The organism is Brevibacterium sp. CS2 (genome assembly GCF_005280295.1).
Classification (GTDB): Bacteria; Actinomycetota; Actinomycetes; order Actinomycetales; family Brevibacteriaceae; genus Brevibacterium; species Brevibacterium pityocampae.
Map to the genome: position 1 here is coordinate 331,388 of NZ_CP040020.1, position 16,522 is coordinate 347,909.

The 16,522-nt window shown below is 71.7% G+C and carries 13 protein-coding genes, 1 tRNA gene and 1 pseudogene; 4 read left to right on the top strand and 11 right to left on the bottom strand.

All coding sequences use genetic code 11. From position 1 onward, the window contains the following. Nucleotides 1-47 precede the first annotated feature (47 nt). The 6 genes and pseudogenes from FDF13_RS01500 to FDF13_RS01520 form a co-directional block, all read right to left on the bottom strand. The gene (locus tag FDF13_RS01500; RefSeq protein ID WP_137318145.1) at nt 48-767 is read right to left on the bottom strand and encodes a hypothetical protein; all 720 of its coding nucleotides are present in this window, start codon (nt 765-767) and stop codon (nt 48-50) included. Between the two features lie 164 nt (nt 768-931). Beyond that, the gene (locus FDF13_RS15515; RefSeq protein ID WP_368074056.1) at nt 932-1,393 is read right to left on the bottom strand and encodes a hypothetical protein; all 462 of its coding nucleotides are present in this window, start codon (nt 1,391-1,393) and stop codon (nt 932-934) included. A 64-nt stretch (nt 1,394-1,457) separates the two neighbouring features. Continuing rightward, nucleotides 1,458-1,565: pseudogene (locus FDF13_RS15520) on the bottom strand (low molecular weight phosphatase family protein); the annotation flags it as partial. Between the two features lie 1,538 nt (nt 1,566-3,103). Then, nucleotides 3,104-3,191 (bottom strand) — tRNA-Ser (locus FDF13_RS01510). 113 nt (nt 3,192-3,304) lie between these two features. Further along, nucleotides 3,305-3,736 carry a tRNA adenosine(34) deaminase TadA gene (gene tadA, locus FDF13_RS01515; RefSeq protein ID WP_137318147.1) on the bottom strand — a complete coding sequence of 144 codons (432 nt, stop codon included), beginning with the start codon at nt 3,734-3,736 and terminating at the stop codon, nt 3,305-3,307. Nucleotides 3,737-3,762: 26 nt separating this feature from the next. Further along, complete coding sequence (locus FDF13_RS01520; RefSeq protein ID WP_137318148.1) at nt 3,763-4,320, bottom strand: tRNA adenosine deaminase-associated protein; 558 nt, start codon at nt 4,318-4,320, stop codon at nt 3,763-3,765. A gap of 119 nt (nt 4,321-4,439) precedes the next feature. Here FDF13_RS01520 and upp point away from each other — a divergent pair, with 119 nt between their 5' ends. The 3 genes from upp to FDF13_RS01535 all read left to right on the top strand — a co-directional run bounded on the left by upp (nt 4,440) and on the right by FDF13_RS01535 (nt 7,200). Continuing rightward, nucleotides 4,440-5,075: a uracil phosphoribosyltransferase gene (upp, locus tag FDF13_RS01525; RefSeq protein WP_137318149.1), complete on the top strand. Its 636-nt coding sequence runs from the start codon at nt 4,440-4,442 to the stop codon at nt 5,073-5,075. A gap of 334 nt (nt 5,076-5,409) precedes the next feature. After that, the gene (locus FDF13_RS01530) at nt 5,410-6,189 is read left to right on the top strand and encodes a winged helix-turn-helix domain-containing protein (RefSeq protein WP_137318150.1); all 780 of its coding nucleotides are present in this window, start codon (nt 5,410-5,412) and stop codon (nt 6,187-6,189) included. A 90-nt stretch (nt 6,190-6,279) separates the two neighbouring features. After that, on the top strand, nt 6,280-7,200 hold the full coding sequence (locus FDF13_RS01535) for an endonuclease/exonuclease/phosphatase family protein (protein WP_137318151.1): 921 nt from the start codon (nt 6,280-6,282) through the stop codon (nt 7,198-7,200). Between the two features lie 69 nt (nt 7,201-7,269). Here FDF13_RS01535 and FDF13_RS01540 read toward each other — a convergent pair whose 3' ends face one another. From FDF13_RS01540 to FDF13_RS01550, 3 genes are all read right to left on the bottom strand, one after another. Continuing rightward, the gene (locus tag FDF13_RS01540) at nt 7,270-8,478 is read right to left on the bottom strand and encodes a MarP family serine protease (protein WP_137318152.1); all 1,209 of its coding nucleotides are present in this window, start codon (nt 8,476-8,478) and stop codon (nt 7,270-7,272) included. After that, on the bottom strand, nt 8,478-10,070 hold the full coding sequence (locus FDF13_RS01545; protein WP_247425545.1) for a PrsW family glutamic-type intramembrane protease: 1,593 nt from the start codon (nt 10,068-10,070) through the stop codon (nt 8,478-8,480). The genes FDF13_RS01540 and FDF13_RS01545 overlap by 1 nt, the downstream gene beginning before the upstream one ends. A gap of 276 nt (nt 10,071-10,346) precedes the next feature. Continuing rightward, nucleotides 10,347-11,840, bottom strand: coding sequence for a malate:quinone oxidoreductase (locus FDF13_RS01550; RefSeq protein ID WP_137318153.1), 1,494 nt, complete (start codon nt 11,838-11,840; stop codon nt 10,347-10,349). Between the two features lie 283 nt (nt 11,841-12,123). On the opposite strand from FDF13_RS01550, the gene FDF13_RS01555 reads away from it, so the two are divergent. Beyond that, nucleotides 12,124-13,734 carry an Ig-like domain-containing protein gene (locus FDF13_RS01555; protein ID WP_137318154.1) on the top strand — a complete coding sequence of 537 codons (1,611 nt, stop codon included), beginning with the start codon at nt 12,124-12,126 and terminating at the stop codon, nt 13,732-13,734. 158 nt (nt 13,735-13,892) lie between these two features. Here the strand turns inward: FDF13_RS01555 and FDF13_RS01560 are convergent, their stop codons facing one another. Beyond that, the gene (locus FDF13_RS01560) at nt 13,893-14,357 is read right to left on the bottom strand and encodes an SRPBCC family protein (protein WP_137318155.1); all 465 of its coding nucleotides are present in this window, start codon (nt 14,355-14,357) and stop codon (nt 13,893-13,895) included. A gap of 39 nt (nt 14,358-14,396) precedes the next feature. Then, nucleotides 14,397-16,409: an acetoacetate--CoA ligase gene (locus tag FDF13_RS01565; protein ID WP_137318156.1), complete on the bottom strand. Its 2,013-nt coding sequence runs from the start codon at nt 16,407-16,409 to the stop codon at nt 14,397-14,399. Nucleotides 16,410-16,522 lie beyond the last annotated feature (113 nt).

The window sequence follows — 16,522 nt, forward strand, 5'->3', positions numbered from 1 at the left end:
AGGGGTCCCGCTCGCTGCGATCGGCCGGCAGTCGGCCGCACCCGGCCTCACGCGGCGGAGCGCACCCCGTGCCCGCGGGTGCACAGCGACACCACCTCCGCCCCGGTCCCGTCGACGGGCTCCCCGCCGCGCGGATCCGCGTCGAGCACGAAGGTGCCCACCCGCAGGAGCCCGGGATCGCTCAGGCCCCGGGAGCGGAGCAGCCCGAGCACGGACTCGGTGACCGCCTCGCGCGGATCCGCGACGGCGGCCCGGTGCCAGTTCGGGGAGCTCGTCGCGATCGCCGAGGTCTCCATCGGCGGGGTCCACTCGCGCACCGCGAGCACCTCCGGCCGCTCCTCCCAGACCTCGCTCGGCAGGTACTCCTCGCTCACGATCTCCATCCAGTAGCCGCGCGGGTTCGCCGCGATCTGCGCGTACGGCCAGGCCGCGTCCTCCGGCAGCGCCCACAGCCGGTGCACCTCCGGATTGTCCGCCAGCACGGTCCGGTCCCCGAAGCTCGGTGCCGCCCACGGCTGCTCGACGTCGGCCGAGCGCCGCAGGTCCCGGGCGAGCCGGCGCCGCGGGACGGTGCCGAACGTGCCGTCCGGTGCACGCTCCGGCCGCTGCAGGCCGAGCACCTCGGCTTCGCCGTATTCGATGAGCACGTACTGGTTCCAGGTGCAGGCCGCGAGCCGGGCGATGGTGGCGTCGACGAGCCTGCGCAGGGCGTCAGGTGCTGCGGGTGCGGTGCAGGGATCCGTGCGTGTATCTGCCAGCCGGGTCATGATGTCCTCCTCACGAGCGTGTGGAGTCCATCGTCGCGCGAGCCACGGACACGGGCCCGGCGGGCGTCCCCGGCCACGCACCGCTCCGCATGCGGGCCCCGGTCGACGCGACGGCCGAGTCTCCTCCGCCGACCCGAGCTCCTCGGGTCCCGTCCCCCGGCGCCTCACCTCCCCGGACGGTTCCCCGGATCCGCACCTCCCGGCGGCGGGTCGCGCTCGGCCGCCGCAGCGCTGACCTCCCACTGGAGCAGCGCACCGGTGGCGGGCACGAGCTGCCCGGTCATCTCCCGGTGCACGGCGTCCGAGCGGAGGAACGGGTCGACGATGTCGTCGGCGGCGGGATCGCCGGCGGCGCGGCTGCGACGTCGCCCGGCCAGCACGACGGAGGACCGCCACCGGGCATCGGCGGACGCGCCCCGTTCCGCCGGCACCTGGGGCAGGATGCGCGCGAACTCCCGCAGGGTGAAGGACCGGTGCAGCGCCTGCGGCACGATCTCCACCACTGCCGCCCGGTGGCTCCGGTCCATCGCGAGGATGAGGTCCGCGCTGCGGATCTGCTCGGCACTGAGCCGGCGCGCGCGGAACTCGGTGAGCGACACCCCGAGCCGGCGCGCGATCTCGATCACCTGGGGGGGTCGCCCGGTCCCCGGCCCGGGCGTGGGTGCCGGCGCTGCGGACGGCGAACCGGCACAGCGCGATGTCGTCGAACCCCGACTGCAGGATCGCCGCGGCCAGCGGCGAGCGGCAGATGTTCCCGGTGCACACCGCGAGGATCTCGAACGCCTCCTCCTCGACCATCCACGACGCGTGCCCTCGTCAACGAGGGCGCAGGCGTGCGCGATGAGCCTGTGGGCCGCGTCCTCGCGGTGCCCGGCGAAGGTGCTGTGCCAGAGGGAGAGTGCGGGGTCGGCATCTTCGCAAGCGCGCATCATCTGCACGTGGAGGGCCGCGCGTTCTCCGGCGGACATCGCCCCGTGGATGCTCGAGCGGATGCGCGGGTCACGGATCCGCAGGTGGGATCCGACCCGACTGACGAGGTCGCGGGCCTCGAGCTCGGCGAGTTCCTCCCCCATGGTCGCATAGCCGGCGAGCAGGGGCAGGAACGACGAGCGCGGAGCGACGGCGAGGGTGCGGAGAATCGTCAGCGCCTCCTCGGACAGCCCGTGCAGCTTTGCCGACGCGAACGCATCCATCGCCTCGGTGGAGCGCAGCGGGTGCGGCAGCGAAGCCCGCCCGATGCGCTGGCGCTCGCCGAGCGTGCCGATCACCTGCTCGAGCGTGAGCAGGTGGCCGACGGCACCGGCTGCGACGAGCCGGGCCGCCGCCGGGTCGAGACCCGGGCTGATCTCGAACGCCGCACGCATGCTCTCGGCCGGATCGAGCCGTTGGAGATCGATGGTCGTCGTGCCGCCGAACGGCCCGTCCGGGTCCAGTGCGGCCACGCTCACCGCGAAGCGCACGCGCCCACCGGTGAGCCGGCGCAGGACGAAACCCAGGAAGGACTGCGTCAGCGGGTCGAGGACATCGGCGTCGTCGAGGTCGAGGAGGAGGTCCCCGGTTCCGCCGTCGGTGCGCACGGCGGTGATGAAGGTCTCCGCGGCGACCGGCACCTCGGCCTCGTCGAGGTCGAGGTCCTCGATCCGGGCGGCGAGCGTCCCGTCGCCGACCACCCGCAGGGCGGCGGCGAGGATCGCGATCCCCGAGCCCGGCAGCGGCTGCTCCGCGGCGTTGACCGGCACGGTGACGACACGCATCCCGCTCTCCTCCGCGGCGGTGCGCAGCACCGTCGATTTCCCGGCCCCCGATTCTCCCTGCACGACGATGTTCTCGCGGGCACCCAGGAGGGGACGAGCTGGTCGATGTCGGTGCGGCGGCTGAGCACGGTGATCACCGATCCTTCGTGCAGGAGGATCCTGCACCTCAGGTGTACGTCGCGACCAGGAGGGCCTCAACAGTGCGGATCATGGAGCATGAGGGTCGGTGATCCGGTGCTGCCCGTCATCCTGACCGGCCTCCGGCGCCAGGAGCGCCCGTGCGCCGGCGTCCATGCGATCCTGCCCTGGACCCCCACCGGCCGATGGAACGGGGCACGCTGTTCGATTCCCCGGGCCGGGATACGGCGCCGGGTGAGGTCCTCCTGCGGGGAGCCGCACACCGCGGCCCGCGGAGATCGGCGGTCGCCGGGGCGGCTTGCCCGCCGTCCCGGCGGGTCCCCACTTGGTCCGATCATTGGTCCGAGGGGTCAGCGGCCCCGGACAGCCGTGAGGCCCCGGATCCACAGGACCCGGGGCCTCACATTCCATCATTCGAGAATTCATCCCGCTATATGGGCAACGCGGTAGCGGTGGGATTTGAACCCACGGTACGGGGTTACCGTACACAACATTTCGAGTGTTGCACCTTCGGCCGCTCGGACACGCTACCGCCGGATACTCTACCCGGACGGCCCGCTCGGTCCAAAATCGCGCCTCCGACCGACCCCGGTGCCCGCGGCCGCATGGGCGCGGGTCACCGCGGAGCGGTCGGCCCGCGGCGCGTCACCGGCGGGCGGCGAAGAAGTCGCTGAGTCGATCCGTGCACTCTGCGGCGAGCACCCCGGAGTAGACCTCGGGCCGGTGCAGCGACCCGCGGTCGCGGGGCAGGTCCCACACCGAGCCGCAGGCTCCTGCCTTGTCGTCGAAGGCCCCGAACACGATCCGGGAGACGCGCGCGGCGATCGCCGCTCCGGCGCACATCGCGCACGGCTCGAGCGTGACGACGAGCGTCGCACCGGCGAGCCGCCATGCGCCGTGCGCCCGCCCGGCGGCGCGCAGCGCGACGACCTCGGCATGCGCGGTCGGGTCGTGGTCGAGCTCGCGGCGGTTGAACCCGACGCCGAGGATCTCGCCGTCCGCTCCTGCGACGACCGCTCCGACGGGCACATCGTCGCCCGCGGATGCCGCAGAGGCCTGGGTGAGCGCGATGCGCATCCAGGCCTCGTGCTCGGGCAGGTGCTTCAGCGCGCCGCCTCGAGTCGATCGGCGAACCCGGCCTCCTCGCCGACGTGCGCGACGACGCGGGCGGGGTCCGAGGCGTGCGTCCGGGACTGCTCGACGAGCTCCTCGGCAGGCACCCCGAGGTCGGCGAAGATGTCGGCGTCACCGCTCCATTCGGCGTCGTCCTCGAGATCGAGCATCGGCACCTCCTCCACCTCGTCCTCTGCGGCGTCGTCGTCGCCATCGGCCTCCTCGCCGTCCGCGGGGTAGGCGTCCTCGTCGGCCTCGTACTCGTCGTCCTGGGAGTCGAGGTAGTCGACGAACAGCTCCGCGAAGGGGCTGTCGGCCACCGCGTGGACATCGGACAGGAAGACCTTGACCTCGTCGGCGGCGGTGAGCCGGACGAGCGCGAACCACTCGTCCTCGTGCTCGATCACGGCGACGGCCTCGCCATCGCCCTCGCCGCCGTTGCGCATCGTCTCGAGCAGGTCGTCGAGGTCCGCGGCGTCGCGGATGTCGTAGTCGAGCGCACGGTATTCGTCGTCGGACTGCGCCAGTACTGCGGTGAAGTAAGACATGGCCCTATTCTGTCCCCTGCCGCCCCGGTTGCACCACTGCGACGCGGAGGAGCGGACCCTATGACGCCGCCTCGACGACCGCCGCACACCTCGGCGGCGATTCCGGTAGATTCTGGAGCATGCATCTTCACGTGGCTGACCATCCGCTGATCGCCCATAAGCTCACCGTCCTGCGCGACGAGCGCACCGATTCCGCACGCTTCCGCCTGCTCACCGATGAGCTCGTCATGCTGCTCGCATACGAGGCCACGCGCGGCATCCGCGTCGAGGACAAGGCCGTGAGCACCCCGGTGGGCCCGATGACCGGGACAGCGCTGTCGAATCCGCGGCCGGTCGTGGTGCCGATCCTGCGCGCCGGGCTCGGCATGCTCGAGGGCCTGCTGCGAATGCTCCCCACCGCGGAGGTCGGCTTCCTCGGCATGGTGCGCGACGACGAGACCTTCGAGGCCACCGCCTACGCCGAGCGCCTGCCGTCCGACCTGTCGGGCCGGCAGATCTTCATCATCGACCCGATGCTCGCCACCGGCGGCACGCTCGCGATGGCCATCGACTACCTGCTCGCCCGCGGGGTCTCCGAGGTCACCGCGATCTGCCTGGTCAGCGCCCCTGAGGGCGTCGCACACATCGAGCACACCTACGCCGGTCGCGCCGACGTCACGATCCACACCGCCGCGCTCGACGAGAAGCTCAACGAGACCGGCTACATCGTCCCGGGACTCGGCGACGCGGGCGACCGCATGTACGGCGTCGTCTGACCCGCGGCGCGGACCGACCCAGCTCCACCAGCGGCGTTCCCCGCTGTCATATTGCGTCTTATTCGAGCGCTTCGGCACCCTCATGCTTGCCGCTCGCGTCGAGCATGAAGAATAATGACGAGCATGCTCAGTTCCTTCCCGGTGCCGCTCCGCCGCACCGCAGACGCCCGGCGCCGATGTCCGCGACCCCGGTGTGCACAGCTCATGCTGTGCGTTCGCGACTGACCCCTACACTGCCGCACGGTCGCGAACGGTCACCGATGAGCGGCACCCGCGAGGTCCGGCACTCCCGCCTCGCACGCGATCATCGCGCCGACAGAAGGAACCGCACACCATGTCCGTCCCCCAGCCTCAGCAGCGCCCGGTCCACCCACGCAGCGCCGCCGCCACCCGACGCCAGGGAGCCCGCTTGACTCCGGTCGACCCCCGTTCCGCTCCGCGCACCTTCGGCCCCGCAGGCGTGCGCCCCTCACAGAAGGCCGCACGCGGCATCGTCCTCTACATCGGCCTCGACGAGACGAAGGCCGCCGAGGACGGGACCAACCTCGCCGCGATCGCGCAGGCCCTGCAGGAGTACGCACGCGAGCTCGCCTCCCAGGCGGACACCCAGGCCGTCATCGCGCTCGCCCCGGACGGCCCCGGCAAGGACCTCGACGCGGTGCGGGCGGTCGCGATCGGATCGCCCGCCGCCACCGGCGATCCCGCCGGTCGCCACGGACCGGTCCGCTCCCGCATCCCCGCCCGCATGCACCCGCCCGCATCGAGCGAGGACCTCACCCCGGTCGGCGCCCCGGCCCGCCGCCTGCAGATCGACATCCCGCGCCGCGAGGTGCACGTCGACGGTGAGCTCGCCGGGCTCACCACCAAGGAGTTCGACCTCCTCGCAACGCTCGTGTCCCGCCCCGGCGAGACCCTCTCCCGCCTCGACCTCATCGACAGCCTCTGGGGCACCGAGGACGATGCCCCCGACGAGCGGACGGTCGACGTCCACGTGCGCCGCCTGCGACGCCGGCTCGGCCCGTTCTCTGCGATCGTGCGGACGATCCGCGGCGGCGGATACCGGTTCGACGACCACCCCGACGTCACCGTCTGGCGCGCCACCGCCTCACGCTGAACCGGCACCGCCCGGGGCCGCGGCCGCACCCATCGCGCGGCCCGGCTTCCTCCAGCCTTTCGTCAGTTTCCGGGCATACACTCGGGGGCGATGTCCGCAACTCGAAACCCCTCCAAAGGGATCCTGACCTTCGTCGTCGGCGCCCTCCTCGCAGCCCTGCTCGCGATGCACGAGCTCGTGCCCACCACCCGTGGGCTCGCCCTCGTCGTCGAGTCCGCGCTGCCCTGGACCGGGCTGCTCATCGTGCTGCTCTTCATCGTGGCGCTCTTCCGCTTCTCGGTGCTGAGCATCATCGGCGTGCTGCTCCCGGCGCTCGTCTGGTTCCTCATGTTCGGCAGCTACCTGCGTCCGGCCGACACCCCGGACGACGCCGACCTCGTCGTCGCGACCCAGAACGTCGGCGCGCGGATGCCGCAGCCCACCGCGACGGCGCAGAACATCATCGACCACGACCCCGACATCGTGTCGGTCCAGGAGATCGAATCGCTGTCCGGGGAGATCATCACCGAGCAGCTCACCGAGCACTACGCGCACTCGACGGACCAGGGCACGATCGGCATCTGGTCGAAATGGCCGATGAGCGAGCCCGAGGAGATCGACCTCGGCATCCAGTGGACCCGGGCGATCGCCACGACGATCAGCACCGACCACGGCGATGTGCGCTTCTACAGCGTCCACCTGCCCTCCGTGCGCCCTGGCCAGGAATCGCTGCGCAACAACGCGCTGTCCAAGCTCTCCGACGCGATCGAGGCCGACGGAGCCGAGCACATCATCGTCGCCGGCGACTTCAACTCCGGCAGCGCGGACCGCTACTTCGAGCGCCTCGACGACGAGCTCACCGACACCCGCGAGGCCGTGGGCGGGGGCTTCGGCTTCACCTGGCCCTCGATCTTCCCCGTCGTGCGCCTCGACCACGTCATGGTGCGCGGCCTCGAGCCGGTCGGCGACTCCGTGCTCGACCGCGGCACGAGCGACCACCGCGCGGTCATCGGCTACCTCGACTACCCCTGATCGGCCACCCGACCCCGGGGTGCGACGGACGGACCGGCGCGACCGCGGCCCGAGCACCGGCCCGGGCTCTCAGCCGGCCGGCGGGGACTGCACCGCGCAGCTGCGGGTGTCGACCGGACGGGTCCGCTCCTGCGCATCGCGCAGCACGCCGTCGATCTCGTCGAGCGTGAGCGCATAGCCGGTCTCCGGGTCCGTGGCGGACTTCGCGAACACCATCCCCACGACCCGACCCTGGGAGTCGAGCATCGGTCCGCCGGAGTTTCCCGGCCGGATGATCCCGCGCATCGAGTAGACCTCGCGGACCACCGTGTCGTCGTTGTAGATGTCGAGGCCGCGCGCATCGAGCCGGTCGCGCACGCGGGTGGGTGAGATCGTGTACGGCCCGTTCTCGGGGAAGCCGACGACCACGGAGTCGGCGCCGACGGTGAGCGTGCTGCCGAACTCGAGCTCCGGCGCGGCGAGCTCCGGCACCCGCAGGACCGCGACGTCGAGCGCCGGATCGAACGCCACGACGTCCCCGGAGTACGGGTGTCCGGTGCCGCCCACCTGCACGCTCAGCGCCTGCGCACCGGCGACCACGTGGGCGTTGGTCGCGACGAGCCCGGAGGAGTACACCCAGCCGGTGCCCTCCTGGAGCGTGCCGCACTCGGTGACGGTGGTGACGATCTTGACCACGGAGTCGTCGACGTCTCGGCCGACGGCGACCATCGCCTCGTTCGGCTCCCCGACCCCCCGGATCTGCTCCGGCTGGCCCTGGAACACCTGCGGGAAGCCGGTGTCGGCGAGAGCGGTGCCGATCTCGCCGAGCGCCTCGGTCGAGGTGATGGGCGCATAGCGGTCGAGCGCGGCGATGATCGCGGACTCCGCAGCCCACCGGTTGGGGGTGAGGAGCGGGGTGGTGGCGATCCAGCCTGCCGCGAGCCACACGATGAGGGTGAAGGCGACGAGCCCGGAGGCGCCGCCGCCGAGCGCATCGACCCCGCGCCCCCAGCGGCTGGGGATCCGGTCGCGCAGGGAGGCGCCGACGAATCCGCCGACACCGGAGAGCACGACGCCGAGCACGAGCGGGAGCGCCACCGTCAGGCCGGGCTCCGCGGACGCGTCGAGCACGCCGGCCCCGGTGAGGATGTCGGCCGCCCAGGGCCCGAGGAAGCGACCGGCGACGAGTCCGACGACGAACCCCGCCACCGCTCCGCCGCCGGCGAGGAAGCCCTGCTGCCAGCCGAGGAGCGCGGCGAGCAGGGCGAGGGCGAGCAGGGCGAGGTCGACCGGGGTCATCAGGCCCTGCCGGGCCGGTGGGAGCGGTGGTTGACCGCGCCCATGAGAGCACTGCGCTCCATGGTGAACTGCTCGAGCAGGTAGAGCTCGACCTTGCGCTCGGTCTCCCCGCCGACGCCGGCGAGCACCCGGGTGCGGGTGGCCGCGAGGTTGGCGGCGAGCCGGATCATCGTGCGCATGTGGTCGCGCGCGTTCGGGTACTGACCGGCCCAGCGCTTGCCCGCCCGGCGGCCCTTCCAGGTGCCGAGCATGTCGACCTCGGAGTGGGTGAGCCAACCGGCGTTCGCGTAGTCGCCCAGCGACTGGCGGGTGTGGGTGGACTCGTTGTGGCGGAACACGAGGCCGAGCACGAACCAGCTGATCGCGATGAGGGCGGACAGCACGAACAGGATGCCGAGGGACACGAACACATGGATCGCGCCCGTCGCGACCAGCGCCGAGGTCAGGGTCGCGGTCCCGTTCCACACGGCGTGGAGCACCATGCCGGCGATGAGACCGGGCAGCCACATGATCGCGGTGAGCCACCAGGCGCCGCGGCGGGCTGCGAAGCCGATCGACACGCCGGCGCAGGCGACGAACGTGGAGTGGAGCAGCGGGCTCATGAGGCAGCGGACGATGAAGGTCTGCCACAGCCCCGCATCCGCGTTCTCGACGTAGGCGCTGCCGAGGTAGAGGATGTTCTCCGTGAAGGCGAACCCGGCGCCGATGAGGCTGCCGTAGACCCAGCCGTCGAGCGGCCCCTCGAAGTGCTTGCGGGCGGCCAGCACGATGACGACGAGCAGGACGCCCTTGGTGATCTCCTCGATCACCGGTGCCATGACGACCGCGCCGAATACGTCGCCCGAGGCGTCGAGACCGACGATGGAGAGCGCGACGAGGCCGAACCAGCTGGCGATGAGGGTCATGATGACCGAGGCCACGGCGCCCCACAGCAGGCACACGAGCAGGAGGAGCTTGGGCTGGGGCTTCCAGCGGTCGAACCACAGCACCATGAGGATGATGAGGACGAGCGGGATCGCGGACAGCCCGATGACGAGCAGGCCGGCGCCGTCGAAGGAGAAGGCGCCGAAGATGAGAATGGCGAGCATGCCGAGCAGGAGGATCGCACCGACGATCGAGGCCGCCACGATGCGGGCGATGTTCGCCCCGGCGGTCGGGTCCTCCTGCGGGAGCCGACGGGCGGCCTGAGCAGCCCACGGGGCGTCGACCGGGGCCCCGGAGCGCTGCTGCACCTGGTGCCGGATCCGCATCTCCTGGGTGACCGTGGGTGAGAACCGCGGCTGGGCGTAGACGCGCTGGGCCGGCTGCTGCGCACCGTGCTGAGGGGCCGGCCGGTACGGGCCGCCGGGCTGCTGGGCCTGCGGGTGCGGCGCGCCGTGGGGCACGGGGCCGGAGCCGTACTGCCCGGGCTGCCGGGGGCCGCCCGGGCAGCCGTGCGGAGGCATCCCCTGCGGCAGGGGACCCTGTGGTCCGCGGTGCTGGGGCGCAGCACCCTGCGGCGGCATGCCGGGGTGCGCCGGCGCTCCCTGCGGCCCGCTCGAGTGCCCGCCGGGGGCGGGGCGGGCGTGCTCGTCATGGGGATGGTGGCTCATACCTGCCTCGATCGTCTGCGGCGGCCGGGACGCGCCCGGTGTCTGTGCTCGGATCCAGCATAGGCACTGGCGCGGACGCGCGTGCACCGAACGCGGTGTCGGTTGTGCAACACCGCGGTGCGAGCTCGTCGCACGGGAGACCCGAGTGGGTGCTCGGCACCGTCCTCGGTCCAGCATCCGAGCGACGGGCGAGCGACCGGACGGACGAGGGGCCGGACACCGGTCGTCCGGTGTCCGGCCCCTCGGCGGCGTCGTCTGCCGCGAGTGCGCACGGTGTCAGACCGCGGGCTCGTCCTTGATGAGCTGGAGCGTCCGCGCGGTGTACTCGGAGAGCTCGGTGAGCAGCGTCTCGTCCTCGTGGAGCTTGCGCCCCAGTGAGGGGACCATGGCCTTGAGCTTCGGCTCCCAGCCCGTGTACTGCTGGGGGAAGCAGGTGGCGAGCAGGTTGAGCATGATCGGCGCGGCCGTCGAGGCTCCGGGCGAGGCGCCCAGCAGCGCTGCGATCGAGCCGTCGGCGGCGGAGATGAGCTCGGTGCCGAAGCCCAGCACGCCGCCCTTCTTGCCGTCGCGCTTCATCACCTGCACGCGCTGGCCGGCGGTGATGAACTCCCAGTCGCCCGGGTCGACCTCGGGGGTGAACTCGGCGAGCATCTCGTAGCGATCCTTCTTCGAGGAGGCGAGCTCGCCGACGAGGTACTTCACCAGGTCGAAGTTGTCCTTCGCGACGTTGAGCATGACCGGCAGGTTGTTCCCGCGCACGGAGAACGGCAGGTCGGTGATGCGGCCCGACTTGAGGAACTTCGGGGAGAACCCGGCGTAGGGCCCGAACATGAGGTAGCGCTTGCCGTTGACCACGCGGGTGTCGAGGTGCGGCACCGACATCGGGGGTGCGCCGAAGGCGGCCTGGCCGTAGACCTTGGCGTGGTGGCGCTCGACGAGCTCGGGGCGGGAGGTGCGGAGGAACAGCCCGGAGACCGGGAAGCCGCCGTAGCCGCGGCCTTCCGCGATGCCGGACTTCTGCAGCAGGTGGAGGGCACCTCCGCCGCCGCCGATGAACACGAAGCGGGCGTTGACGTCGAACGCGTCGGCGGCTGTGGAATCCTTCACCGACACGCGCCAGCCGTCGGCGGTGCGGTTGAGGTCGGTGACGGCGTGCCCGGTGCGGATCTGCGTGCCCTTGGTGCCCATGTGGGTGAGGAGCTGCCGGGTGAGCGAACCGAAGTCGACGTCGGTGCCGGTCCGGAACCGGGACACGCCGTTGACCTGGCCGGGGCCGCGGTTCTCGAACATCAGCGGCAGCCAGTCCGCCTGCGTCGCCGGGTCGTCGGTGTACTCCATGTCCGCGAACAGCGGGTTGCGGACCATGGTCTCGTACCGCTTGCGGATGTAGTCGCGGCCCTTCTCCCCCCGGCCGTAGCTCATGTGGGGCACCTGGTTGATGAAGGTCGACGGGTCGGTGATGACGCCCTCGTCGATGAGGTAGGACCAGAACTGGCGCGAGACGTGGAACTGCTCGTTGATGTTGATGGCCTTGGTGATGTCGACGTCACCGTTGGCATCCGCCGGGGAGTAGTTGAGCTCGCACAGGGCGGCGTGCCCGGTGCCCGCGTTGTTCCACGGATCCGAGCTCTCGCGCGCGACGTAGTCGAGTCGCTCGTAGACGCGGATGTCCCATTCCGGCTGGAGCTCGGTGAGCATGGCGCCCAGGGTGGCGCTCATGATCCCGCCGCCGATGAGGACGACATCGACGCTTTCCTTGGTGTACGTCATAGTTACCTCGGCTCAGTTCGCACTCGGCGCACCCCTTGCCGGCACGCCCGATTCCATTACCAGACTCTACTCCGCTCGCGCGGCCTGACCGAACTCGGGTCCGCCCTGCGCACAGGCCCCGGGGCCCGCCTTCCGGGGGCGTCCGGGCGTCCCCTCCGATGCGCGTTCGGCTGTGGAACATCGCCGGCACCGATGCGGTCGCCGAGCTGGGGACAGCGGCTCCCCGTCCACAGGCCGAGCGGGGCCCTGTCGCCGGGGCACCCGGTCGAGGTGCGATGGCGCCATGACCCGATACCCCGCTCCCGACCTGCCCACTCCCGCTGCTCGGCGCCCCGTGCGCGCGCTCGCCCCCTCCCCTCCGCGACGTCCCGCTCGGGCGATGCGGCGGGTCCATGCACTCGTGTCCGCCGCCCTCCTCGCCCTGCTCCTCACCACCGGGCCCGCTCTCTCCCCGGATCATCCCCCGGCTGCCAGCGCCGCCGGGCTCGGACCCACGACCGAGGCGGACTCCGCACGCGCACTCGGGTCCACCGCTCCCGAGGTCCTGGGACCGGGGCGCTGGCATCGCACCAAGGAGGGGCGCACCTGGTACGGGGCGTACCGCTCCCTCGAGGACGGCTTCGCCTACTGCGTCGACGCCGGGCGGGCCACCCCGCTCCCGCGCTTCTTCTCCGAGTCCACCGGCCGGGCCATCACGAGCCCGCGCACGGCCTGGGCGCTGCACACCCACTCCGGCTCGGAGCGGCGCGATGTGCAGTCGGCGCTCTCCGCACTCGCCAAGCTCGATGAGCAGGTGCCGCACCGGCACGTCATCGCTCCCGAGCTGCCTGCCGATCTGGGTCCCGGGTTCCGCGGGGCGGCCGCCGAATTCACCGCGATCTCCGAGGATGCCGAGCGATTCGCCGGCCCGTACACGCTCCACCTGGACATCGCGGAGTTCGCTCCGGGAGCGCACTCGACGACGGTGCGCATCCGGCTCGTGTCCGCGGCCGGGGAGCCCGTCCCCGGCATCCCCGTCGATCTCGAGGCGAGCGGAGGACTGCTCAGGGAGACATCCGTGACCACGGCCGCCGAGCCCGTCGCGGTGGCCCTCCGGGCGATCCCCCGGCTCGAGGCCTACGAGCACGCGCCGACGCAGGGAGCTGCCAGGCCCGGCGAGCGACCGGCCGATGACGATTCAACCGGCGAGCAGGCGAGCGCTCCCGGGGACGGAACGCTCATGGAGGTGGACGTGACCGCTCGGGCGCACGACGTGCCGCCGACCTCGGTCCGGTTCCACGAGGCGCAGGGCCAGGGGGCCACCCGGGTGCAGAACGTCATCGCCGCCGATGCCCCGGATGAGATCATCACCGAGCGATCCCGCACCGCCCGTTCCGAGCCCGCGCCGTCACCGGCACCGCCGACCTACCCGGCCCCGTCACCTCCGGCCCCGGCGCCTTCAGCCCCGTCGTCCCCGACCCCTACGCCGGTGCCGACGCCCGAGCCGTCGGAGCCTGAGCCCGCACCCTCGGAGTCGACTCCCGCGGCTCCTGAGCCGGAGCCCGCACCCTCGGAGACACCTGCGCCGACAGCCACCGCACCGGAGCACGAACCTGCACCCTCTGCGGAACCCGACCACGAGCCGACACCGCCGGCGGAGCCGGGCGCGACCCCGAGCACGCCGGCACCGGGTGCGCCGGCACCCGGTGCTCCCGAGACCCGTTCGTCTGCTCCCGCGGAACCGGCCGGCGGACCGGCACCCGAAGCTCCTGCGGAGCCGGAGCCCGCTCAGGCCGACGAACTGCCGCGGACCGGACCGACCTCGGGCTCCCGGGCCCTCCTGGGGCTCTCCCTCGTTCTCATCGGCACCGGAGCCGGAGCGCTCGTCCTCGGCGGCCGGGCCCGGCGGAAGTGACGCCGGACCGCTCGGACAGCAGTCCGTGCAATGGCGCAGCCGCCTCCCGGACACACCAGCGGCGCCCCGGCTGTTCGCCGGGGCGCCGCGGTTCGGAGCTCATCGCAGGAGCAGCACAGGGTGCGCCGTCGGCTCCTGCTGCAGCTCGGGCCTCTTCGTCAGCCGCCGGAGACGGCCGCCGCGAGGCGGTTGAGGGTGTCTTCGAGCTGCTGCTCGGACACGAGCGGCAGGCCGATCTTCTGCGCGGTCTGCGCGTCGACCTTGTCCCAGGAGTAGGTGTGCACGACCCGGGTGGCGTCTGCGCCCTCCGGCTCGAGCTCCCACACCCATTCCCAGCCGGGCGGCTCCGTGCCCGCGGGCGCGGTCTGCCAGGCGAGGAGCTTGCCGTCGTCGTAGCCGGTGACATGGTTGTCGGTCTGGTACTCCCCGCCCATGTGCTCACCGTCCATGTTCATCGTGAAGACCTGTCCGGTTCCGGTGATCCGGTCCGTCTTCGAGTCCGACACGATGAAACCGGAGCCGTCGAGCTCGTGGTGGCGTTCGGGGTTGGACAGCACCTCGAAGATGTCCTTGGCGGGTGCGTCGATGGTGCGCGACACGGTGATGCTGGTCTGATCCGTCATCATGACCTCTCTTTCCTCGTCGTTCGCTGTCCTTCGACGCTATCGGTCCTGCCTGCCGGCGGCAAAGCTCTGGGCGTAATTCACATACCAGTCCAAGATTTCTGGGTCGGCGGCCGTGCCGCGGTTGATCGTGTCCGGGGAGGCGCCCTGGAAGATCTTCTTGATCGGCACTTCCATGAGCTTGCCCGTCCGGGTGGTCGGCACGGCCGGCGCGGCGATGATCTCGTCGGGCACGTAGCGCGGGGACACGTCGGTCCGGATCCGCTGCACGATCCTCTCCCGCAGCGCGTCGTCGACCTCGACGCCGGGTTTCGGCACGACGAACAGCGGCATGTAGTAGTCGCCGCCGGACAGCTCCGCGCCGATCACCATCGAGGACTGCACGCCCTCGACGCCGTCGACGGCCTGGCAGATGTCGGCGGAGCCCATGCGGATGCCGCCGCGGTTGATCGTCGAGTCCGAGCGCCCGTGGATGACGTACTGCCCACCGGGGCGCTTCGTCACCCAGTCCCCGTGGCGCCACACCCCGGGGTAGGCGTCGAAGTACGCGGACTCGTAGCGGCTGCCGTCCGGATCGTTCCAGAACTTCACCGGCATCGACGGCATCGGCTTCGTCACCACGAACTCCCCGACCTCGTCGACCACCGGGCGGCCCTGCTCGTCGAAGGAGTCCGCGGCGACCGCGAGGTAGGCGCCCTGGAGCTCGCCGCGCACGATCGGGTCGTAGGGGTTGGACCCGATGAAGCCCGTGGCGATGTCGGTGCCGCCGGAATCGGAGCCGCAGTGGATGTCGGGACTCACGTGCGCGTACACCCATTCCCAGGTGGAATCCGGCAGCGGGGACCCGGTCGAGAGGATCGAGCGGAGAGCGGACAGGTTGTAGCGGGCCGCCGGGGACACCCCCGACTTCTCGATCATCGTGAGGATCGCCGCCCCGGTGCCGAAGTTCGTCACCTTCTCCTGCTCGATGATCTCGAACTGCTTGTCGGCGACCCCGGCGACGGGCGAGCCGTCGTAGGTGACGATCGTCGCGCCGACGAGCATGCTGTTGACAAGGAGGTTCCACACCACCCACGTCGTGGCGACGGCCGAATAGTGCCGGCCGCCCTCGAGCGCCTCCTGCTGGAGGGTGTTGGCCTTGAGCGCCTCGAGGGTGACGCCGCCGTGTCCGTGGACGATCCCCTTGGGCTTCCCGGTGGTGCCCGAGGAGTAGAGGACCCACAGTGGGTGGGAGAACTCGACGGGTTCGAACACCGGCTCCTGGGAGACGGCGACGATCTGCGAGTAGAGGGTCGTCGACTCCCGCGCCGCAGCGGTCTGCTCGGCGCGCTCCCCGGCCCCCGGGAACTGGTCGACGAGCACGTGCTCGCGCACCGTGGGGAGGGCTGCGAGCAGGTCTCCGACGGTGCCGGTGGGGTCCTGTTCGCGCCCGTTGAACAGGTAGCCGTCCACGGTGAGCAGCACGGACGGCTCGATCTGGGCGAAGCGGTCGGCGATGCCCTTGACCCCGAAGTCCGGGCTCACCACCGACCACACCGCACCGACAGCGGCACAGGCCAGCAGCGCCTCGACCGCCTCCGGGATGTTCGGGAGCACCGCGCACACGGTGTCGCCCGGCTCCACCCCGTGCTCCCGGAGCCAGGCCGCGAGCGCTCCCACGCGTCCGCGGAGCTCTCGCCAGGTGATCGAATCGCGGCGCTCGTCCTCGTGCAGGCCGACGATCGCCTCGGCGTCCGGGCGGGTGTCGGCGTGGCGCAGGATGTTCTCCGCGTAGTTGCAGGTCGCACCCTCGAACCAGCGCACCCGCGGCATGGTGTCGCCGGTGAGGACGGGTCCGTCACCGCGGTCGCCGACGACGTCGAAGTACGTCCACATGGTCTCCCAGAAGTCCTCGATGTTCTCCACCGACCAGTCGAGGAGCTCCTGGTACCCGGAGGTGGTCACCCCGTGCTCGCGGTCGAGCCAGCGCTGGTAGTCGGCGAGCGCGCTCGATTCGACGCGGTCGCGCGGAGGGGTCCAGAGAACGGTGCGTTCGGGGGTGCGTTCGGTCATGCGGGTCCTTCACATCGGTGGGAAGTCAGCTGTCGACTCCACCAGTTCTACCAGAACCGGCGCCGCCTGCGCCGATCCGCTCGCCCTGCGGCACCCGCGGCCCGGGCACCACC